The sequence below is a fragment of the Micrococcaceae bacterium Sec5.8 genome (genome assembly GCA_039636775.1).
In the GTDB taxonomy this organism is placed as follows: domain Bacteria; phylum Actinomycetota; class Actinomycetes; order Actinomycetales; family Micrococcaceae; genus Arthrobacter.
Window position 1 is genome coordinate 436,767 of sequence record CP143429.1, and the last position, 20,336, is coordinate 457,102.

General features: G+C 68.6%; 17 protein-coding genes. 7 read left to right on the forward strand and 10 right to left on the reverse strand.

Annotated elements, in window-relative coordinates:
- Positions 1-15: 15 nt before the first annotated feature.
- The 5 genes from VUN84_02120 to VUN84_02140 all read right to left on the reverse strand — a co-directional run bounded on the left by VUN84_02120 (position 16) and on the right by VUN84_02140 (position 7,230).
- On the reverse strand, positions 16-1,929 hold the full coding sequence (locus tag VUN84_02120) for a glycogen debranching N-terminal domain-containing protein (GenBank protein XAS64505.1): 1,914 nt from the start codon (positions 1,927-1,929) through the stop codon (positions 16-18).
- A 60-nt stretch (positions 1,930-1,989) separates the two neighbouring features.
- A complete protein-coding gene (locus VUN84_02125) occupies positions 1,990-3,165 on the reverse strand; it encodes an ABC transporter ATP-binding protein (GenBank protein XAS64506.1) in 1,176 nt (391 codons plus the stop codon).
- Positions 3,162-4,754, reverse strand: coding sequence for an iron ABC transporter permease (locus VUN84_02130; GenBank protein XAS64507.1), 1,593 nt, complete (start codon positions 4,752-4,754; stop codon positions 3,162-3,164). Before VUN84_02130 ends, VUN84_02125 begins: the two co-directional genes overlap by 4 nt.
- Before the next feature lie 5 nt (positions 4,755-4,759).
- Entirely contained in the window at positions 4,760-5,815 is a 1,056-nt protein-coding gene (locus tag VUN84_02135; protein ID XAS64508.1) for an iron ABC transporter substrate-binding protein, read from the reverse strand.
- A 164-nt stretch (positions 5,816-5,979) separates the two neighbouring features.
- Complete coding sequence (locus VUN84_02140) at positions 5,980-7,230, reverse strand: glycoside hydrolase family 76 protein (protein XAS64509.1); 1,251 nt, start codon at positions 7,228-7,230, stop codon at positions 5,980-5,982.
- A 149-nt stretch (positions 7,231-7,379) separates the two neighbouring features.
- Here VUN84_02140 and VUN84_02145 point away from each other — a divergent pair, with 149 nt between their 5' ends.
- Positions 7,380-8,234 carry an SDR family NAD(P)-dependent oxidoreductase gene (locus tag VUN84_02145; protein XAS64510.1) on the forward strand — a complete coding sequence of 285 codons (855 nt, stop codon included), beginning with the start codon at positions 7,380-7,382 and terminating at the stop codon, positions 8,232-8,234.
- Complete coding sequence (locus tag VUN84_02150; GenBank protein ID XAS65732.1) at positions 8,234-9,457, forward strand: acyl-CoA dehydrogenase family protein; 1,224 nt, start codon at positions 8,234-8,236, stop codon at positions 9,455-9,457. The genes VUN84_02145 and VUN84_02150 overlap by 1 nt, the downstream gene beginning before the upstream one ends.
- A gap of 7 nt (positions 9,458-9,464) precedes the next feature.
- Here VUN84_02150 and VUN84_02155 read toward each other — a convergent pair whose 3' ends face one another.
- Together VUN84_02155 and VUN84_02160 are read right to left on the reverse strand one after the other, a co-directional pair.
- Positions 9,465-10,322: a DUF1684 domain-containing protein gene (locus VUN84_02155; GenBank protein XAS64511.1), complete on the reverse strand. Its 858-nt coding sequence runs from the start codon at positions 10,320-10,322 to the stop codon at positions 9,465-9,467.
- On the reverse strand, positions 10,297-10,959 hold the full coding sequence (locus tag VUN84_02160) for a TetR/AcrR family transcriptional regulator (GenBank protein ID XAS64512.1): 663 nt from the start codon (positions 10,957-10,959) through the stop codon (positions 10,297-10,299). The genes VUN84_02155 and VUN84_02160 overlap by 26 nt, the downstream gene beginning before the upstream one ends.
- A gap of 164 nt (positions 10,960-11,123) precedes the next feature.
- Here VUN84_02160 and VUN84_02165 point away from each other — a divergent pair, with 164 nt between their 5' ends.
- The 4 genes from VUN84_02165 to VUN84_02180 all read left to right on the forward strand — a co-directional run bounded on the left by VUN84_02165 (position 11,124) and on the right by VUN84_02180 (position 16,093).
- Positions 11,124-11,804, forward strand: a complete 681-nt coding sequence (locus VUN84_02165; protein XAS64513.1) for an NAD(P)-binding domain-containing protein — start codon at positions 11,124-11,126, stop codon at positions 11,802-11,804.
- Between the two features lie 154 nt (positions 11,805-11,958).
- Complete coding sequence (locus tag VUN84_02170; GenBank protein ID XAS64514.1) at positions 11,959-12,813, forward strand: Rieske (2Fe-2S) protein; 855 nt, start codon at positions 11,959-11,961, stop codon at positions 12,811-12,813.
- Between the two features lie 116 nt (positions 12,814-12,929).
- Positions 12,930-15,746 (forward strand): phosphoenolpyruvate carboxylase, encoded by a 2,817-nt coding sequence (gene ppc, locus VUN84_02175; protein ID XAS64515.1) that lies wholly within the window; start codon positions 12,930-12,932, stop codon positions 15,744-15,746.
- A 41-nt stretch (positions 15,747-15,787) separates the two neighbouring features.
- Positions 15,788-16,093 (forward strand): hypothetical protein, encoded by a 306-nt coding sequence (locus VUN84_02180; protein XAS64516.1) that lies wholly within the window; start codon positions 15,788-15,790, stop codon positions 16,091-16,093.
- A 16-nt stretch (positions 16,094-16,109) separates the two neighbouring features.
- Here VUN84_02180 and VUN84_02185 read toward each other — a convergent pair whose 3' ends face one another.
- From VUN84_02185 to VUN84_02195, 3 genes are all read right to left on the reverse strand, one after another.
- The gene (locus VUN84_02185) at positions 16,110-16,736 is read right to left on the reverse strand and encodes a VTT domain-containing protein (protein ID XAS64517.1); all 627 of its coding nucleotides are present in this window, start codon (positions 16,734-16,736) and stop codon (positions 16,110-16,112) included.
- Positions 16,737-16,814: 78 nt separating this feature from the next.
- Entirely contained in the window at positions 16,815-17,765 is a 951-nt protein-coding gene (locus VUN84_02190) for an RluA family pseudouridine synthase (GenBank protein ID XAS65733.1), read from the reverse strand.
- A gap of 207 nt (positions 17,766-17,972) precedes the next feature.
- Positions 17,973-19,484 (reverse strand): PLP-dependent aminotransferase family protein, encoded by a 1,512-nt coding sequence (locus VUN84_02195; GenBank protein ID XAS64518.1) that lies wholly within the window; start codon positions 19,482-19,484, stop codon positions 17,973-17,975.
- A gap of 61 nt (positions 19,485-19,545) precedes the next feature.
- Between VUN84_02195 and VUN84_02200 the strand changes: the two genes are divergently transcribed.
- On the forward strand, positions 19,546-20,178 hold the full coding sequence (locus VUN84_02200) for a hypothetical protein (protein ID XAS64519.1): 633 nt from the start codon (positions 19,546-19,548) through the stop codon (positions 20,176-20,178).
- The last annotated feature ends 158 nt before the right edge of the window (positions 20,179-20,336 follow it).

Consider the following 20,336-nt stretch of genomic DNA (forward strand, 5'->3'; position numbering starts at 1 on the left):
AACGCTCGGCGTCGCCTAAAACCCGACGCCCAGGGCCTGGGCGAGAACCACTGCCGAGGCTGAAGACCACGCCTGGGGATGGCACGACGCCGGATACGGCACAGCGCGGCCGGCCTCGCCGGCGCCGATCCCGGCGAAGAGTTCCGGCAGGCGGTGCCCGAACGAGGCGGAGGCGGACAGCAGGCCTTCGGCAATGGTCCGGGCCTCGGCGAGGAATCCCTCGGCGAGCAGCCCGCGGACCGCGATCGCGGTGTCGTGGCTCCACACCGAACCGCAGTGATAGCTGAAGGGCCAGAATCCGGCCGCCCGGCGCGAGATCGTGTGCACGCCGTAGCCGGAAAACAGTTCCGGGCTCAGCAGACGGTCCGCCACGAACCGGGCCTCGGAAGCATCCAGGATCCCGGTGCCGAGCAGATGGCCCATGTTGGAACCGGGGATGTCCAGCGCATCACCGTGCCCGTCCAAGGCCATGGCGGGGAAGGGACCGTCGTCGTCCTCGACCCAGAAGCGTTCGCGGAAGTCGTGTTTAAGCGCGTCCGCGAAGTCCCGCAGCGCCTGCCCGCCGGGTTCGCCGTAGGCGTCGAAGAGTTCAGCGGTGTCCACGGCGGCCTGATAGGCGTAGCCCTGGACTTCGGAGAGCGCAATCGGCCCGTCGGCCAGCCGGCCGTCCCGGAACTGCATGGCATCCCGGGAGTCCTTCCAGCCCTGGTTGCTCAGCCCGTGGCCGGAAACGTCCAAGTAGCTGAGGAAGCCGCTGTTCGCGCTTCCAGTCGCGCCGCCGGCGGCCAGCAGCCATTCGACGGCTCGGGCGGCGTTGGGCAGCAGTGAACGGACCGCGGCGTCGTCGAGCCCGGCGCGGCCAAGCTCGGCCAGCAGGCACAGCCACAGCGGGGTCGAATCCACGGCGCCGTAGTACACCGGGGGCAGACGCAGGCCCTGGCTTTCCAGCACCAGTTCCTTGGACCGGAGTTCGTGCAGGATCTTGCCGGGCTCCTCGGCGGCGGCGGGATCGTGGCGTACGCCCTGGAACTGGGCCAGCGCCCGCAGCGTTCCGGCAGCGAGCCCGCCGTCGAGCGGCAGGAGCAGCCGTGCTGCCCACAACGAGTCGCGTCCGAAGAGGGTGAAATACCAGGGTGCGCCAGCGGCGGCGAACGGCGCGTCGGGCAGCTTGCGGGTAGCCAGGCGGAGCCCGGCAAGTTCATCGAGCGAGTTGTCCAACAGCGCGCCCAGGGCGCCGGATGGTTCGGCCCGGATCCGGCGCGGGCCTGCCGGCCGGGCCGCGACCACGGCATCCTCGGTGTCAGCCAGCACCGCCTGCCACTCCGCCTCAAACGCTTGGCCCCGGCGGGCCGTGCCGCGCCAGCGGAGCCGTTCACCCGCGGCCACGCTGCCGGGGGCGGCGACGGTCAGGGACCGCCCGCCGTCGCGCCAGCGCAGCGTGGAATCGTCCGCGGAGAACGGGGCACAGGGATCCCGGAAGCGGCTGAGTCGGATGGCCGCCATGTCCGTGAAGTCCGCGGCGAGCTGGATTTCAAGGTCCACATCAAGGGACTCAAGGGAGGTGGACACGGTCAGTGAGTGCCGCACCACCCCGGGGGTGACCGTCCAGGTCTGGAGAAGTTCGACGGCCGGGTCCTCGGTGGGTCCCGGGATGCCGCGGACCAGTCCGCGCACGCGCAGCACTCCGCCGGCCTCGGTTTCCACCGTGGCGGGTTCCGGTTCGAGACCGTTCAGCCGGACCTCCGCCCGGTACAGCATCCGCGTGTCCCCGTGCAGCAGGCCGGTAAACCAGCCGCCGCCCCCGTCCCCGGAGGAACCGGACACCCCCGTGCCGCCGCTGCCGCCCAGCCGCCCGTCCGCGTCGAGCCACACCTGGGTGGGAGCGGCCACGGAACAGTGCTGGCGGTGGAGTGCTGGCTGAATGCTCATGCGCACCACCCTATGCGGGGAGGCAACCCGGCTCAACGTCACCCAGCGGGCCCGCTGCCCCTAGGCCGACGGCCGGTCACCCATCGGGAAGGCCACGGCCTCGCCGACGACGCGCAGGCACAGCTCCGTGCCGGGGCGGGCGATCGAGGCGTTCCAGTGCCGGATGGTGATGATTTCACCGCCGCCGGGGTAGCGGTGGTCGGCGACGGCACCGGCCGCCAGGACGGGCGGGACGGCGAGCTTAAGCCGCACCGTGGTTTCCGGACCGAAGTAATCGGTGTCCACGACAACGCCCCGGATGGGCCCGTCCTCGGCGATCCGGATCTGCTCCGGCCGGAGCATGAGCTGGACCCGGCCCTGCGCCGGAGGCCGCCGGACGGGGATGCCGCCCAGCGAGCAGGTGGCCAGCGAACCTTCCATCCAGGCGTCCAGGATGACGGCATCGCCCAGGAATTCTGCGGTGGCCCGGTCCGCGGGGCGGGTGTAGACGATGAACGGGTTCCCGATCTGGGCCAACCGTCCGCCGCGCATCACCGCGACCTGGTCCGCGAACGACAGCGCCTCGCCCTGGTCATGGGTGACCAGGATGGTGGTGACGCCGGCGTCCTGGAGCACCTTGCCCACGGCGCGGCGGGTTGCAACGCGCAGGCCGGCGTCCAGGGCGGAGAACGGTTCGTCCAGGAGCATCAGTTCCGGTTCGCGGGCGAGGGCCCGGGCCAGGGCCACGCGCTGCTGCTGCCCGCCGGAGAGCTGGTGCGGGCGCCGTTTGGCCATGGCAGGGTCCAGCGAAACCATGGACAGCAGTTCGGCCACCCGGTCCCGGACGCCGCGGTGGCCGCCGGGGAGCTTGGCGGCGTCCAGCCCGAATGAGATGTTCTGCCCGACGTTCAGGTGCGGAAACAGGGCACCGTCCTGCGCCACGTAGCCCACGTGGCGTTTGTGTGCCGGGACCCAGACGCCGTCGCCGGCCACCTTGGCGCCGTTGAGCGAGATGCTGCCGGTGTCCGGGTGCTCAAAACCGGCGATCAGCCGCAGCAACGTGGTTTTGCCGGAGCCGGAAGGCCCCACGATCGCCGTCGTGCCGCCTCTGGCTACGGAGAGGTTCACGCCCTTGAGGACAGCCTGGGGGCCGAAGGTCTTGGTGACAGCGTCGATCTGCAGATGGCTGTTGGTGCTGGTGGCCACGGACGCGGCGACCCGCGGTTCCGGGAGCCGGGAAGGGCTGGAATCGGTCACTGTCCCGCTGCTTTCTTGGACTGCTGGAAGAGGAGGTAGGTCATCGGCGCCGAAATCAGGATCATCAGCAGAGCGTAGGGCGCGGCGCCGGCGTAGTCGATTTCGCTGCTTTTGCTCCAGAACTCGGTGGCAAGCGTCCGGGTGCCGTTGGGCGAAAGCAGGAGCGTTGCCGTCAGCTCGTTCACGATCGCCAGGAACACCAGTGCGGCGCCACCCGCCGCGGCGGGGGCGGTGAGCCGCAGCGTCACCCGGAGGAAGGCCAGCAGCGGCGGCTTGCCGAGCGCTTGCGCGGCCTCGTCCAGTTGTTTCGGCGCCTGCGCCAGGCCGGAACGGAGGTTTACCAGCGCGCGCGGCAGGAACAAGAGCACATAGGCCGCGACGAGCAGCGCCGAGGTCTGGTAGAGATTGGGCGCGGTCTTGATGCTGACCGTCACGAAGGCCAGGCCCACCACGATCCCGGGCATGGAACTGGTGATGTAGTTGGACAGCTCGAGGGCCTTGCTGAACCAGCTGGGGTGGCGCACGGCGAGATAGGCCATCGGGAACGCGACGACGGTGGTGGCCAGGGCCCCGGACGCGCCGTACATCAGGGTCTGCAGCAGGGCCGGCACGAACTCGTCCGCAGTCCAGATGTCCGCGCCGCCGGCAACGATCCAGCGCAGGACGAAAGTCAGTGGAAGGCCGAAGGCCAGTCCGGTGAGGGCGATCAGGAGCAGCTGGGACGGGAGCTGGTAGGCACGCAGTTGCAGGCGGAGGGCCCGGGCCTGGGCGCCGGAACCCACCCTGGCATACCGGGCGCTGCCGCGGCTGCGCACTTCACCGAGCAGCAGGAGCAGGCAGAGGAACACCAGAACGCTGGCCAGCATGTTCCCCGCGGTGCCGTTGAACGTGGACTGGTACTGCACCATGATCGCGGTGGTGAAGGTGTCGAAGCGGATCATCGCGAACGCCCCGTACTCGGCCAGCAGGTGCAGGGCCACCAGCAGCGCCCCGCCGGTCATTGCGATGCGCAGCTGCGGCAGCACGACGCGGAAGAAGGTTCGCCAGGCGCCCAGGCCAAGGGACGCGGCGGACTGCTCAATGGCCGGATCCAGCCGGCCCAGCGTGGCCGCGGCCGGAATGTAGACCAGCGGAAAATAAGACAGGGTGGCGATCAGCACGCCGGACCACAGGCCCTCGAGCGAGGGGACGGCGGAGACCCAGGCGTAACTGTTGACGAACGCCGGAATGGCCAGGGGGGCTGCGAGCAGCACGGCCCACCATGTGTGCCCCACCAGGTGGGTGCGCTCCACCAGCCACGCGCCGCCCACACCCAGGATGAGGCACAGCGGGACGGTGATCAGCATCAGCAGCACCGTGTTCAGCAGAAGCATGCCGACGCGTTCCCGGAAAATCAGTTCCACGGCCGTTTCCCATCCCGTGGCCACGGTCATGACAATGACATAGCCCAGGGGAATCAGCGCGAAGAGGGCGATCAGGACCGCCAGGACTGAGATAACAGAAACGCCGAAAGGCGGGCGGGGACCTTTGCCCCTGCCCGCCGTCGTCGTGCCCCCGGATGGTGCGGGAGCCGCCAGCTTGGTACTCACTTGGGTTACAGCAGTCCCGCCCTGGTCATCAGCTCGGTGACCTTTGCGGAGTTGAGCTTGGCCGGGTCCACCGTGGGTGCCTGCAGTTCCGGAAGCGGGACAAGCTTCTCGTTGGCCGGAACATCGGAGGCGATGGCGTATTCGAAGGACGTGCCGTTCTTGAGGACTTCCTGGCCCTTCTTTCCGGTGATGAACTTGATGAAGGCCTGGGCCGCCGCGGCATTCTTGGAAGACTTCAACACACCGCCGCCTGAGACGGACAGGAAGGCGCCCGGATCCTGGTTCTTGAAGTAGTGCGGGGAGACGTTCTGGGAGTTCTCGCCGGTCTTGGCCTGGTCACCGTAGTAGTAGTAGTGGTAGATCAGTGCCGCGTCGACTTCGCCGGCATTGACCGCCTTCATGGCGGTGCTGTTGCCCTTGTAGGCTTTGGAATTTTCCTTCATGCCCTGGAGCCATTCCTCGGTGGCGGCTTCGCCTTTGAGTTCGAGCAGCGCGGAGACGATGGCCTGGAAGTCGGCGCCGGAGGGCGACGCCGCCCACTTGCCCTTCCACTCCGGCTTGGCCAGGTCCAGCATGGAGGCCGGCAGCTGGTCTTCGGTCAGCTTGGCCTTGTCATAGACCAGCACGGTGGAGCGGGCCGCAATGCCGGTCCATTTGTTGGTCGACGGGCGGAATTCGGCGGGCACCTGGTCGACGGTGGCTTTATCGATGTCGGCGAAGAGTCCGGCGTTTTCGACCTGGGCCATGGCCGGGGAGTTTTCGGTGAGGAAGACATCGGCCGGGGAGGCCTGGCCTTCCTGGATGATCTGGTTGGACATCTCGGTGTCCGAGCCCTGCCGCATGGTGACCTTGACGCCGGTTTCCGCGGTGAAGGCATCCACCCATTCCTTGGTCAGGGACTCGTGCTGGGCGTTGTAGACCGTGATTTCACCGGCGGGTTTGCCGTCAGCGGCGGCGCTGCCGCCGGAAGTCGTGGAGGCGCCGGAGCCGCAGGCGGCCAGGCCGAGCGCGGCGGTGGCGGCAAGTGCGATACCTGCCAGCGCGTTGGTGCGGATCTTCATGGGGCTGCTTTCTGGAGGAAGGTCTTGGGAACCCTAACCCCTTGTGAGCGGGGAAGTTAGGGCATGCTCACTACAAAAAACTGTAGGTTAGCCAAACCTAAGCAACCAAGCTGAGCGGCCCATTAGTGATGAGGATCACATCAATTACGAAACTATTGCATGACCTAATTGGTAGCGGATCCGGTGGGCGGTTCCGGCAGCTTCGCCTGCATCCCGGCCGCCGGGCCCCTGCTCCGGCCGGCAATGGCGGCAGCGGCCTCCAGGATCATCCATGCCTGCAGCTGGGTGGATAGTTCGACGGCGGCGCCCGCCGGGTAGCTGCGCCTCGCCGGCACTTCGGGGCGGTTGGAAAACACCAGCCGGTTTCCCCTGCGGGCCAGGGGCTCCTGTGCCGACAGCGCCCGGCGGCCGGCCCAGAGGGCGGCGGCCGTGTCGTTCACGAGGGCCGCAGCGCTCGCCCGGGTCTCCGCCGGAAGCCGCCCATCGACGGCGGCGAGGGCCAGGTAACGGCCCAGGATGCCGGTGAACAAACCGCCGTCTCCGGTGCCCTCGCAGCGCAGCACCTGGACGTGGCGGCCCAGGACCGACGCCGGGAGGGTAAGCGTGCGCGCTACGGACGCCACGAGTGCCGCGGCCCTGGCCAGGTTGGCGGCGCCGCCGAGCTCCAGCAGCGCACCCAGCACCGGGCCCTGGTTGTAGGTGTAGATGGCACTCTCCAGCACCACTTCGCCGCCGGGAGCGATCCGGAGGCCGTCCCGGTAGAGGCCCTGTCGGGGGTCGAGCAGGCGTGCGTCCAGCCAGTCCTGCAGGGCCTGCGCCCTGGCCGCCTCGCCGGTCCGGGCGTAGTACAACGCCACCGGCGCCGTGGCTGGAGTGTTCTTGAAATCGCGCTTCTTGCTCCAAAAGATGCCCCCGCCGAGGTCGTCAGTGGAGGCCGACGCGAATTCCAGCGTGAGGCTCCGCAGGACCCTGGCGTTGCGGCGGCGGCCGGCTTTCTTGCGGCTGTCCCTGGCGAGGTCCTCCAGGCGCAGCGTGGACAACGCCAGCCAGGCCATGTCGTCGTAATAGCCGTTGACGACGGTGAGGAGATTCCGGAGCCGGATACCGGTGACCAGCCGGGAGGCGAGCCGGCCGGCACTGGGCCGGTGCGCGCCGTCGAATCGCGTTCCGGGGCTGCCTGCCTGGCCCAGTTCGCGGCGTCCGGTGTCCACGAGGCAATCCACGTAGTGCGCCTGCCACCAGTAGTGCCAGGGCCGGCCCAGGTTCCTGACCCGGCCGGAAGGTCGTTCGATTGCGGCGATATGGGTGCCCGGCAGGAAGAAGAGCCGCTGCCCGAACAATCTGGTCACCGACCGGGCCGCCTCGTCGGCCCGGAAGGACCAGTCGGGGACGGCGGGCAGGTTGGCGGGGATCATGGGTCCAGCCTAGTAGCGGCCATGCGTCGCGGGGCAAAGGTGCTTAATGCTGCCATTCCAGTTAACATTCACTAACTAACGTTCCCCGTCGGTTCATGACGCTGCCTGCAGTGTCGTGGCGGGTTCCGGTGCCACATCAAGGAGGATGCATGGACATCAAAGGTACAGTTGCGCTGATTACGGGCGGGGCCTCGGGCCTGGGGGCAGCGACGGCGCGTCGGCTGTTCGCTGCCGGCGCATCGGTGGTGCTGGTGGACCTGCCAGGCTCCGCCGGCGATGCGCTCGCCGCGGAGCTGAATGCCGGGCCCGCCGCTGACGCGAACGCCGGCGGCAGTAAGCAGGAGTCCCCCCGGGACGGCAGCCCGGAACTGACGGTCCGCCGGGCGGTCTTCGTACCCGCCGACGTCACCCGCGAAGCCGAGGTCCAGGCCGCCGTCGACGCCGCCGCCGCCCTCGGCCCGCTGCGGATCGTGGTCAATTGCGCCGGGATCGCGACGCCCGGCAAGGTCCTGGGCCGTGACGGCGTGCTGCCGCTGGAAACCTTCAACCGGGTCATCCAAATTAACGTGGTGGGGACTTTCAACGTCATCCGCCTGGCGGCCGCCGCGATGGCCGCCACCGAACCGGCCGTGACCGGACTGGGCGGTCCGGAGCGCGGCGTCATCATCAACACCGCGTCCGTTGCCGCCTTTGACGGCCAGATCGGCCAGCCGGCCTACGCCGCCTCCAAAGGCGCAGTGCACGCCATGACGCTGCCGATCGCCCGGGAACTCGCACGGTCGCTCATCCGGGTGGTGACGATCGCCCCGGGTATTTTCGAGACGCCCATGATGGCCGGGCTGCCGCAGGAGGCGCAGGATTCCCTGGGGCGCCAGGTGCCGCACCCGTCCCGGCTGGGCCGGCCCGCCGAATACGCGAACCTGGCCGCCCACATCGTTGATAACGCGATGCTCAACGGCGAGACCATCCGCCTTGACGGTGCCATCCGGATGGGGCCGAAGTGATGCAGGCCGGGCTCGGTGACCCGCCGGTTGCCGCTGATCCGGTTGCGGGGCTGCCCACTGCGGACTTCTTTGGCTTCGAGTCGATGCTCAACGCCACGGAGCAGGCAAAGCTGGCCGAGCTGCGCGGGTTCCTGGCCCGCGAGGTGGCGCCGTTCGCCGCGGACTGGTGGAACAAGGCCGAGTTCCCTGCGCACATCCTGCCCAAACTGGCGGCCCTGGAGCTCAGCGCGCCGGCACAACGCGGCTACAGCAACCTGTTCGCCGGGCTGGTGATCGCGGAGATCACCCGCGTGGACACGTCGCTGGCAACTTTCTTCCTGGTCCATCACGATCTCTTCGTCGAGTCGCTCTACGGATTCGGCTCCGAGGAGCAGAAGGCGCGCCTGCTGGCGGACGCCGCGAACCTGCGGACCACCGGGGCGTTTGCGCTGACCGAGCCGGAGCATGGGTCCGACGTCGCCGGCGGCATGGAGACCACTGCCCGCCGCGTTCCCGGCGGAGCGGCCGACGGCGGTGACGCCTGGCTGCTCAACGGCGCCAAGCGGTGGATTGGGAACGGTACGTTCTGCGACTACATGCTCGTCTGGGCCCGCGACGAGGCCGGCGGCGGGATCCGCGGTTTCATTGTCGACGCCACCCTGCCGGGGGTCAGCAGGAGCCGGATCGAGAATAAGATCGCGCTGCGCACGGTACAGAACGCCGACATCGTCTTCCACAACGTCCAGGTGGCCGAGGCGGACCGTTTTGCCGGGATCAACAGCTTCGAGGACACCAACGAACTGCTGCGGGGTTCACGCATCATGGTGGCCTGGCAGGGCGTGGGGCAGCAGCTGGCGGCGTTCGACGTCGCCCGGCAGTACGCCGTCGAGCGCCGGCAGTTCGGGCGGCCGCTGGCGAAGTTCCAGCTGGTCCAGCAGCAGCTGGTAACGATGCTCGGCAACGCGGTGGCGAGCATGGGGATGATGGTCCGGATCGCGCAGCTGCAGGATGCCGGCGCCGCGGACATGCCGCAGGTGGCGCTGGCGAAGTCCTATGTGAGCGCCAGGATGCGCGAGACGGTGGCGATGGGCCGGTCGCTGCTGGGCGGCAACGGGATCGTCACCGATTACCGCATGGCCAAGATCTTCGCCGACGCCGAGGCGATCTACACCTACGAGGGTTCATATGAGATCAACACACTGATCGTGGGCCGGGCGGTGACCGGGGTGTCCGCGATCGTCTAGCCGCGGACTAGAAAGACGCCGGTTCCTTTTCCCCGGCTTCGATCCGGCAGTCCAGGCTGTTGTTCTTCACCGGCATGGGGCAGGTCCCGTAGGGGGTGAAGGCGCTGGGGTAATTGATGGCCCGGTTGAAGTCCAGGACCACCGTAAGATTTCCCTCGTCATCGACGCGCGGCCGGGTGGTGGTGACCTTCCGCCATTCGGCCGTTGCCGTGTGGGGCGGCCCGGCGCCGTTGGTCTCGTCGTGGAACGTTACCGTCAGGGCGCCGAGCTTCTCTTCCTCGGCCTGCAGCCGGAACTCGTGGTCCTTGCCCGGCAGCCGGAATACCAGCTCGCCCACCGAGCGGTGCACCCCGTCCACCAGCGGGTTGGCGGTGGCGATGGGCATGTCCACCGGCTCCGGGTTGGGGTGGAAGCGCGCCTCAACAACGAGGTCGGGCCGGTAGTCGAAGGTGGGGACGCCGTCGAACCCGGTGAACACCGGCGACTGCGAATCCCGGGTCCGGAGCGCGTAACGGCCGGCCCGCATGGCGAGCTCCACCACAACCTGCCGGCCGTCCGGCCCGCCGAACTGCACCCACATCAGGGACTCCTCGTCGGACAGCCCCGCGCTGATGGTGCCGTCCACCGCGTCGCCGGTGTCCACGAGCGTCAGCCCGTCGGCGGCGGCGGCGGTGAGGAACGCGGTGGTGCCGTCCGTGGACCACACGCCGGGCACAAGGTCGACGGCGGCCGGACTTTCCGTCAACCACGAAAACGACGTCAGGGTGAGCCACCCGTACTCACTGGCCAGGGCCTCGTTGCGGTTCTTGCGAAAACGCTGCCAGCGGGCGAAGCGGGAGTCAGGGCCGGTGGGTGCGCTGGTCACGGGTTCCTTCCAGGCTTGCGGCTACGAGCTGCTCTGCCGTGTCGCGGGCGGCGGCCGCAGCCGCCGGGTCGGCGTCGAGGACGCCGCCGGCCAGTCCGCCGTCGAGCAGCAGGGTCAGGCCGCGTGCCAACCGGTCCGGATCTGCGGCACCGGCCTGATCTGCCAGGTCCCGGATCCATGCCAGGACCTGCTGTTTGTGGGCCACTGTCCGTGCGTGCACCCGCGTGCCGGCGGCCGATTCGGCGGCGGCATTGATGAAGGCGCAGCCCCGGTAACCGTCCCGGCGGCAGGCGGTGGACAGCGCGTCGAAGAGGCCCACCAGCTTCCCCGCAGGGTCCGGGCCCGCGGCCTCGGCGGCGGCATGCAACTGCCCGGTCCAGACGCCGTCCACCTGCTCGAGGTAAGCGAGGATCAGGTCGTCCTTGGCTGGGAAGTATTTGTAGAAGGTGGCCTTGGCCACCCCGGATTCAGCGATGATTGTGTCGATGCCGGCTGCCCGGAGGCCGTGGGCATAGAAGAGCCGGAAGGCTGTCGCCAGGATCCTGTCCCTGGCCTGCCCGGCCGGGGTCCGCGCGGCCGGGGTCTGCCCGGCGGGGGATCCGGCGGCCGGGAGGGCTGTGGCTGCTGCGGGCGTCATGGCTTCATGGTACACAGACCAGTCTGTCCACGGTTCCCGCGGCGGCCGGTACGGCCTGCAGAAGCCGTTGCCGTAGACAGATCCGTCTGGTAGCGTCGGCGCCAGGGGTAGACAGACTTGTCTATCCACGCCACAGCAGTAAACGTCTCCCTGAATGAGGACCCATGAAAATTGCAGTATTCGGCACCGGCACGGTCGGACCCGCTCTCGCCGGCGCGCTGGCCAAGCTCGGCCACGACGTCGTCATCGGTACCCGCGATCCGCAGGCCACACTCGCCCGGACCGGGCCGGGACCCATGGGTGGCGTCCCGTTTGCCCAGTGGCTGGCAGAGCACGGCACCATCACGGTCACCACCTTTGCCGAGGCTGCGGCCGGCAGCGAAGTGATTGTCAACGCCACGAACGGCACGGGGTCCCTGGACGCCCTGGCGGCCGCAGGCTCCGCGAACCTGGCCGGCAAGGTCATTGTGGACATCGCCAACCCGCTCGATTTTTCCCAGGGGTTCCCGCCGTCGCTGAACCCGGTCAACACGGACAGCCTCGGCGAGCAGATCCAGCGGACGTTCCCGGACGCGCGGGTGGTCAAGACGCTCAACACCATGAACGCCACTGTCATGGTGGACCCCGCCAGCGTGGCCGGCGGTGACCACTCGGTATTTGTCTCCGGCAACGACGCTGGCGCCAAGACGGTGACAGCCGGACTGCTGGCGGACCTCGGCCACCGGGACATCATCGACCTGGGCGATATCACCACCGCCCGTGGCACGGAGATGCTGCTGCCGGTCTGGCTGCGGCTCTGGGGGGCGTTCGGCAACGCGGACTTCAACTTCAAAGTTGCCCGGTGAGCTCCTGAGCCTTGATCCCGCCGCGGGCGGGTGGAACACTGTGTCCATCTGCCGTCCCGGCAGCGCATCCTTCCCACCGTGACATCTCCGATGGACAACCGGTTGCACCCCGTTCTGCGCAGTCCTATCCCAGCCCCAAGGCACAGGAGCCGTTATGAACCCGCTGGATTCCCTTATCGCTTCCATTGAGCGCTTTGACCGGTTGGACGGGTTTGCGGCCGCCGTGTCCGGGGCCGTCGGCACAGCGGTGCAGCCCCGCGCTGTGCGGAACATTCTCAGCGGGACCATCATCGGCCATCCGGTCCACCCCCTCCTCACCGACATTCCCATCGGCGCCTGGAGCATGGCGGCCATCCTGGACACGGTGGGCGGCAAGGCGTCGGAGCCTGCCGCCGACCTCCTCGTGTCGGTGGGCATCGCTGCCGCTGTTCCCACGGCGGCAGCCGGCCTCAACGACTGGTCCGATACCCAGGGAAAGCCGCGCCGGGTGGGCCTGGTGCACGCCGCGGCCAACACCGCAGCGCTCGGACTGTATGCCGCTTCTGCGGTGGCGCGCGTGGCGGGACACCGCGGGCTCGGCAAATCTTTCGGCCTGGCAGGGTTTGGCATCCTGATGTTTGGCGGGTTCCTCGGCGGCCACCTCAGTTACGCCAACGCGGTGAACGTGAACAAGACGGCTGACAGGAACGGACCGTCGCAGTGGACGCCGGTGCTTGACGACGGCGACCTGCCCGACGGCGGCCACCGCAAGGTTGAGGTGGGCAAAGTTTCGGTGCTCCTGTACCGGTCCGGTTCCGCTATCAAGGCCCTGGACAGTATGTGCAGCCACATGGGCGGCCCCCTGGACAAGGGGGAGATTGCTGACGGCTGCGTCACGTGCCCCTGGCATGGAAGCATGTTCCGGCTGAACGACGGAAGCGTCGTCCGTGGCCCGGCCACCCGCCCGCAGCCCGCCTATGAGATCCGGATCAGCGAGGGCCGGATCGAGCTCCGCCGGATGCCCGGCTAGCAGGGGCGGATTCCCCGTGGGGCCGGAGGCCGGGTAGCATCCATGGGTACAAGTAACCCGGCTCACAGTATCCAGCGCAGTGTACGAGCCAAGTCCAACCCTGAGGGATTGTTTCCATGGCCGACACTGCAACGAATTCCGCCGCCGATCTTGCCGCCGAACTGCGCGCCGATGTCCGCCGGGTCTCCACTCTTCTCGGCGAATCCCTGGTCCGCCAGCACGGCCCGGAACTTCTTGACCTGGTGGAGCAGGTGCGCTTGCTGACAAAGGAATCCAAGGAAGCGGCCCGCGGCGGGGCAGATGCGACCGGCCCGTGGAGTTCCTATGATGTCGTCGCCCAGGTCCGCGAACTGCTCGGGTCCCTGCCGCTGGACCAGGCCACCGACCTGGTCCGCGCGTTTGCGTTCTACTTCCACCTGGCCAACGCAGCCGAGCAGGTACACCGGGTCCGTGGCCTGCGCACCCGGCAGGAAAAGGACGGCTGGCTGGCCAAAGCCGTCGCCGACGTCGCCGGCCAAGCCGGCCCGGCGGTCCTGCAGGAGGTTGTGAACGAACTCGATGTCCGGCCGGTCTTCACCGCGCACCCCACCGAGGCGTCCCGCCGGTCCGTCCTTGACAAGGTCCGCAGGCTCTCGGACATCCTCGCCGAGAGCACGGCGGAGGGCACCGCCGCACGACGCCGGCAGGACCGCCACCTGGCGGAAGTGATCGACCAGATGTGGCAGACGGATGAACTCCGCCAGGTCCGGCCCACTCCGGTGGACGAGGCCCGGAACGCGGTCTATTACCTCACCGGCATCCTGGGCGACGCCCTGCCGGAGATGCTCTCGGACTTCTCCGATCTGCTCGGCGAACACGGCGTCAGCCTTCCCTCAGAACGGGCGCCCATCCGTTTCGGTTCGTGGATCGGCGGTGACCGGGATGGCAACCCCAACGTCACCGCGGCGGTCACCCGGGACATTCTGCAGATCCAGAACCAGCATGCCGTCCGGATCAGTATCGGCCTCATTGACGGACTGATTTCCATCCTGTCCAACTCAACGGCGCTCGCCGGCGCGGACCAGGAGTTGCTGGACTCGATCGACGTCGACCTCGGGAATCTTCCGGGCCTGGACCGCAGGGTCCTGGAGCTCAACGCCCAGGAGCCGTACCGGCTCAAGCTCACCTGCATCAAGGCCAAGCTGCTGAATACCGCCCGGCGCGTCGCGGCCGGGTCTGCGCACGAGCCCGGCCGCGATTACGCCGCCACCGCGGAGCTCCTCACCGAGCTGGGCCTGCTGGAGCGCTCGCTCCGCAACCACCACGCCGCGCTCGCCGCCGACGGCGCCCTGGCCCGGGCCCGCCGCGCCATCGCCTCCTTCGGGCTGCACCTGGCCACCCTGGACATCCGCGAGCACGCGGATTACCACCACGACGCCGTAGGGCAGCTGATGGACCGCCTCGGCGGGCCCGGCCTCCGGTACGCCGAGCTGAGCCGGGCCGAGCGGCTCGGGGTGCTGGGAGCAGAGCTCGCCTCCCGCCGCCCGCTCTCCGGCCACCCGATCAAGCTCGACGGCGCGGCCGACGGCACCTACGACGTCTTCCGCGAGATCCGGCGGGCGCTGCGCACCTACGGCCCGGACGTGATCGAAACCTACATCATCTCGATGACCCGCGGCGCCGACGATGTCCTGGCCGCCGCCGTGCTGGCCCGCGAGGCCGGGCTGGTCAATCTCTTCGGCGCTGACCCGTATGCCAGGATCGGCTTCGCTCCGCTGCTGGAAACCGTGGAGGAGCTGCGGGCCTCGGCCGAGATCGTGGACGAGCTGCTCTCCGATCCCTCCTACCGCGAGCTGGTGCGGCTGCGGGGTGACGTCCAGGAAATCATGCTGGGCTACTCGGACTCCAACAAGGAATCCGGCGTGATGACCAGCCAGTGGGAAATCCACAAGACCCAGCGCAAACTCCGGGACATCGCTGCGAAACACGGCGTCCGTGTGCGCCTGTTCCACGGCCGCGGCGGTTCCGTGGGCCGGGGCGGCGGGCCCACCTATGACGCCATCATGGCCCAGCCGAACGGGGTGCTGGAAGGCGAGATCAAGTTCACCGAACAGGGTGAGGTCATCTCGGACAAGTACTCTTTGCCCGAGCTGGCCCGCGAGAACCTGGAGCTATCGCTGGCGGCGGTACTGCAGGGCTCTGCGTTGCACCGCACCCCGCGCACCTCGGAGGATCAGCGCGAACGCTACGGGTACGTCATGGAGACCATTTCCGATGCTGCCTTCGACCGGTACCGGACGCTGATTGATGACCCCGATTTGCCGGCCTACTTCGTGGCATCCACCCCGGTGGAACAGTTGGGGTCCCTCAATATCGGATCCCGGCCATCCAAGCGGCCCGATTCGGGGGCCGGGCTCAAAGGCCTGCGGGCCATCCCGTGGGTGTTCGGCTGGACCCAGTCCCGTCAGATCGTGCCGGGCTGGTTCGGTGTGGGCTCCGGGCTGAGGGCCGCCCGCGAGGCAGGTAACGCCGCCCAGTTGGTGGAGATGATGGACGGCTGGCACTTCTTCCGCTCCGTGGTCTCGAACGTTGAGATGACACTGGCGAAGACGGACATGGATATTGCCGGCTACTACGTGTCCACCCTGGTGCCGGCGGAACTGCACCACCTCTTCTCCGCCATCCGGGCCGAGTACGAGTTGACTGTCAGCGAGATCCAGAACCTGACCGGCGAGAACCTGCTGCTCGATGCGCAGCCCACCCTGAAGCGTTCACTTGAGATCCGCGACCAATACCTCGATCCGATCAGCTACCTCCAGGTGGAGCTCCTGCGCCGGGTGCGTGCCGAGTCCGCCGGGGGGGACATGCCCAACGGTGAGATCGACGAACGCCTCCAGCGCGCCATGCTCATCACGGTCAACGGCGTGGCGGCGGGCCTGCGCAACACCGGCTAGGCCCGGCAGGGTCCTGCGGCACGTCCCGATAGGGTAGGTGTATGCCGTCGTTCCAGACCAGACTGAAGATCACCGGGCTCAAGCCGGGCACTCCGCCCGAGGCCGTCATGGCCGCGGCCGTCGAAGCCCTGCAGACGCGGCACCATGTCGAGGCGAACCAGCTGGACCTGGCCGGCGGTGTTCCGCAGTTGAACCTGCGCTTCCTCGTGGAGCCCACCTCGCACAGCGGTGAGAACAGCCAGGCGCTGGAATCGGCAGCCATGATGCGCGACGCCGTCGAACGCGTTGCGGTGACCGGAAACCTGCTGGTCCTCCGGCGCAACCGTGGCCGTTGGGCGCCCGTCTAAGAGCCGGTCGCCGGACTCAGAAGTCCAGCTCCTCGTCGGGGCCGTCGACCACGGGGGAGCGGTTGCCGCGCTTGCGCGTGACAATGACGCCCACGACGGCGCCGATCACGACGCCGACGCCGACTCCGATCAGTGAGCTCGCCCAGAACGGCAACCCGGTGGCCGCACCGGTCGCGTAGCCGAGGCCAACGGACCAGCTGGCCCAGAGCAGGCCGCCCAGGGCCGCGCAGAGGCTGAACCCGCGGGTGGAGACGTTGGCGATCCCGGCGGCGGCAGTCGTGGCGAGCCGTCCGCCCGGGATGAAGCGGATACCGATGATGGCCCCGTACGTGGTGGACCGGCCCGCCTTGCCAAGAGCCGAATGGACGGCCTGATGGAAAGCCCGGCCCCACCGCCAGCGGTCCAGGACATGGCTGAGGCGCCGTTTGAAGAGCTGGAACACCAGGATGTCCCCGAACCAGGACGCTCCGGCTGCGAGGAGCACCACCAGGAACGGGTTGGCCCGGCCAATGGCGGACAGCGCACCGCCGGTGATGACCACCATCTCGGACGGGATGGGCGGGAAGAGGGCATCGCCCATGACAACCGGGATGATCCAGAAATAGATCGCGTCCCCCCAGCTGTCAGCGTTGCCGAAGTCCATGGGCACAAGGTACCGCACTTCCGGCTCCGCTCTGGTCCATGCCGGACTTTGCCGGCCCGGGTCAGATTTGCGGCGGCCTCAGCCGGCCTCGCTCAGTTCCAGTCCGCTGCGGTACTCCACCGGCCTCCCGGTGATGGGGTCCACGAACCGGATCCCGCGGGCCAGGAGCTGCAGCGGCTTCGAGTAATCATCCGGAGCCTTGTCCAGCAGCTCCGGGTAGAAGGCGTCATTGACGATTCCCAGCCCCAGCGAGGCCATGTGCACCCGGAGCTGGTGGGTTTTGCCTGAGTGCGGCTCCAACCGGTACACCGCACGGCGGGCGGCGCCGCCGTCGGGTGCTTCCGGGGCGGGTCCGTCGAAGGTCCGCAGCTGCTCAATCCTCGTCTCAGTGTTGGGCTCGCCGTCGATCACCTCAGCGAGCAGGTAGCTGCGGGACTTGGTCATCCGGTTCCGGACCACCAGGGGGAAGTCGACGGCGGGGTGTCCGGGCTCGGGGTGGGCCGCGGCCACGCACTCGTATTCCTTTTGGACCTGGCGCTTCTCGAAAAGCACCTGGTAGTTTCCCCGGGTCTCGGGATTGGTGGACAACAGCAGGATTCCGGCCGTCATACGGTCCAGCCGGTGCATGGGGATGAGGTCCGGCAGCCCCAGCTGGTTCCGGAGCCGGACCAGCGCGGACTCCTGGATGTAGGTGCCGCCGGGGGTGGTGGGCAGGAAATGCGGCTTGTCCACCACCAGAAGGTTCTCGTCCTGGTGCAGGATGCTCAGTTCCACCGGGATGCGGGTCTCCGGCGGCAGCGTGCGGTAGTACCAGATGAACGTGTGGTGCCGGAGCGGGGTGCTGCGGTCCAGCGGGATGCCGGCCGCGCCCACGATCTCGCCGGCATCGAAGCGGTCCTCGATGCCCTGCGGGTCAATGTGCCCCCAGCGGTGCATCATGTAGTCCAGAGCGGTGTCCCAGGGACCCTCGTCCGGAAGGCGGAGGCGGGTCGCGTTGACGCCGTCGCGCACGGGCAGAGGGGATTGCATCACCGGTCCATTCTACTTTGCCGTACCCACCCACACCGTTTCCTGCGCCGCTTCGACGGTTCCCTGCGCACTCGATGGTTCGCGTCTCAGCGTCGGGTGGGCAGGGAACCGTCGAAAGGGGCAGGGTCAGGGGCGGGTGGGGTCCGGGGGCAGGGTCAGGGGCGGGTGGGGTCCGGGGGCAGGGTCAGGGGCGGGTGGGGTCCGGGGTCAGGCGATGGCTGTCGCCGGCGTAGGTCCTGTGCTGCTGCGCAGTTGCGGGGAAGCCTCCACCCGGTCCTGGGCTGCCCGCAGCGCCTCCACCGCGGTGTGAAGCTGGTTCGGGGGCAACGTGAAGGGCACCCGGAGAAAGTGCTCGAAGGCGCCGCCGGTGCCGAACCTGGGGCCGGCCGCCAGCCGGATGCCAAAGTCCGGGGCCGCCACCGCCAGGGCAGTGCTGATGGGGGCCGGCAGCCGGCACCACACGGACAGCCCACCGTCGGGCCGTTCACTCTGCCAGCCCGGCAAGCGTTCCGCGATCAGGTCCAGCAGCGCGTCCCGGTTCTCCCGCAGGGTGGCCAGCCGGGCCGGGAGCGGCTCGGACAAAGCGTTAACCAGGTGGGCCGCGGCGAGCTGTTCCACCACCGGGCCACCAAGGTCCATGGTGGTGCGCGCTGCGGCGAAGCGCTGGATCAGGGGCTCCTCGGACCGGATCCATCCGGTCCGCAAGCCGGCCCAGTGCGACTTGCTGAGCGAGCCGATGGAAACGACGGCGGGGCTGAAGGCGGCCAGCGGTGTGGACTCGGCGCCGTCAAGGTTCAACGCCCGGAGGGTTTCATCCGCTACCAGGATGGTGCCGGCTGTGGCCGCGGCGCGCACCAGCCGGCGGCGCTGGGGATCGGACATCAGCCGCCCGGTGGGGTTGTGAAAGTCGGGGACCACGTAGGCCATCGCCGGCCGCTGTTGCAAGAGTGCGGTTTCGATCGCCGCCACGTCCCAGCCCGGGCGGCCGCCCGAAGACGGATCGGACCGGGTCCCGCCGCTCGCGGCCGGCATGGCCACCGGGACTAGCCGGCAGCCCGCGGCCCGGATGGCGTCAAGCGCATTGGGGTAGCTGGGATGCTCCACCAGGACCTTGTCAGCCCGTCCGGCCAGTGTACGCAACACGATGTTCAGGGCGTGCTGCGCACCGGAGGTGACGAGGATCTGCTGCGCGGTGGTGGGTACACCGGCCGCCGCATAATGCCGTGCGATGGCGTCCCTGAGCGGACGGACCCCGAGTGCGTCGTAACCAAAGCCGGGCAGGAGCGCCGGAAGCTCGGTCAGGGCGGAGGCGAAGGCCCGGTGGACCACCTCGCCGCTGGCGGGCAACGAGGCGTAGGCGAGGTCGAGTATCCCGTCGGGAACGGCCAGACCCGGGGCGCCGCTAAGGTGTGCCCCGCCGCCGTTGCCACCACCCGGAGGAGTGACCTGCGGGATGCATGTCCGGCCGCGGCTGCCCTGCCCGCTGCTGAGGAAACCCTGCTCGCGCAGCAGGGTGTAGGCGGCGGTGACGGTTGTCCGGCTGGTGCCGAGTGTTTCGGCCAGGGCCCGTTCGCTGGGCAGCGCGACGTCCAGCGGCACGCGGCCATCGAGGACCAGCAAGCGGATGACGTCGGCGAGTTCCCGGTAGGCGGGGCCCGTGCCGCGGTTCCACCGGCCGAGCAGCCGGTCCAGCGAACGGGGACTGAGCGATCCTGGCATAGAGCCAGTATTTCAAACTGGCTATGGATTACAAGGCCAGTTTTCGGAGAGGATGGGTGGCATGATGACCCGCAGGCTCTTTCAGCTCTTTATCGGCCTCGCCATGTACGGCATATCCCTGGCCATGTTCATCCGTGCCGGACTCGGCCTGGACCCGTGGGATGTGTTCCATCAGGGCCTCGCGGTCAAAACCGGGCTGAGCATCGGCACCGTGGTGGTGATCGTCAGCTTTCTGGTGCTTCTCCTGTGGATTCCCCTGCGCCAGTGGCCTGGTGTGGGCACATTGTGCAACGCCGTGCTGGTGGGCGTCTTTGCCGACGTCGGGCTCGCCGCGATTCCCGGGATCTCCCACCTCGGTGGGCAGGCCGGAATGCTTGCCGGGGCCATTGTGCTGAACGGCATCGCTTCTGCCTGTTACATCGGTGCCCGGTTGGGGCCCGGTGCACGGGACGGCCTGATGACCGGACTCGCCCGCCGGACGGGCTGGTCCGTGCGGACATCCCGGACCGGCATTGAAATCGTGGTTCTCGCGGCGGGGTGGCTGCTCGGCGGTTCGGTCGGCATCGGAACCGTGCTCTACGCCCTGGCGATCGGGCCGCTGGTGCAATTGCTGTTGCCTCGGTTCACCGTGCCGGAGCCGGAGAAGGCGGTGCTCGCCGGGGTGGCAGCCGATCCGGCAACCGCCGTCTCCTGAGCCGTCCGCTAAGCCCCGGCCTGAGCCCCGGCCGGAGTCCGTCTGTGGGACGACGCCGGGTCCTGGCCAAATGCACCAGGCCTAAGGTCCGCGACCCTGCACGAATGCCACTTCCCGGCCGGCCCTCCACCATGCTGACGATGCCAGAAGTTCTCCGC

What these genes read in the sequence shown, in the direction of transcription:
- VUN84_02120 (XAS64505.1), bottom strand. Translation starts at nt 1,929, where the DNA reads ATGAGCATTCAGCCAGCACTCCACCGCCAGCACTGTTCCGTGGCCGCT.
- VUN84_02145 (XAS64510.1), top strand. Translation starts at nt 7,380, where the DNA reads ATGGACATCAAAGGTACAGTTGCGCTGATTACGGGCGGGGCCTCGGGC.
- ppc (XAS64515.1), top strand. Translation starts at nt 12,930, where the DNA reads ATGGCCGACACTGCAACGAATTCCGCCGCCGATCTTGCCGCCGAACTG.
- VUN84_02135 (XAS64508.1), bottom strand. Translation starts at nt 5,815, where the DNA reads ATGAAGATCCGCACCAACGCGCTGGCAGGTATCGCACTTGCCGCCACC.
- VUN84_02160 (XAS64512.1), bottom strand. Translation starts at nt 10,959, where the DNA reads ATGACGCCCGCAGCAGCCACAGCCCTCCCGGCCGCCGGATCCCCCGCC.
- VUN84_02185 (XAS64517.1), bottom strand. Translation starts at nt 16,736, where the DNA reads ATGGACTTCGGCAACGCTGACAGCTGGGGGGACGCGATCTATTTCTGG.
- VUN84_02140 (XAS64509.1), bottom strand. Translation starts at nt 7,230, where the DNA reads ATGATCCCCGCCAACCTGCCCGCCGTCCCCGACTGGTCCTTCCGGGCC.
- VUN84_02180 (XAS64516.1), top strand. Translation starts at nt 15,788, where the DNA reads ATGCCGTCGTTCCAGACCAGACTGAAGATCACCGGGCTCAAGCCGGGC.
- VUN84_02195 (XAS64518.1), bottom strand. Translation starts at nt 19,484, where the DNA reads ATGCCAGGATCGCTCAGTCCCCGTTCGCTGGACCGGCTGCTCGGCCGG.
- VUN84_02170 (XAS64514.1), top strand. Translation starts at nt 11,959, where the DNA reads ATGAACCCGCTGGATTCCCTTATCGCTTCCATTGAGCGCTTTGACCGG.
- VUN84_02150 (XAS65732.1), top strand. Translation starts at nt 8,234, where the DNA reads ATGCAGGCCGGGCTCGGTGACCCGCCGGTTGCCGCTGATCCGGTTGCG.
- VUN84_02200 (XAS64519.1), top strand. Translation starts at nt 19,546, where the DNA reads ATGATGACCCGCAGGCTCTTTCAGCTCTTTATCGGCCTCGCCATGTAC.
- VUN84_02190 (XAS65733.1), bottom strand. Translation starts at nt 17,765, where the DNA reads ATGCAATCCCCTCTGCCCGTGCGCGACGGCGTCAACGCGACCCGCCTC.
- VUN84_02165 (XAS64513.1), top strand. Translation starts at nt 11,124, where the DNA reads ATGAAAATTGCAGTATTCGGCACCGGCACGGTCGGACCCGCTCTCGCC.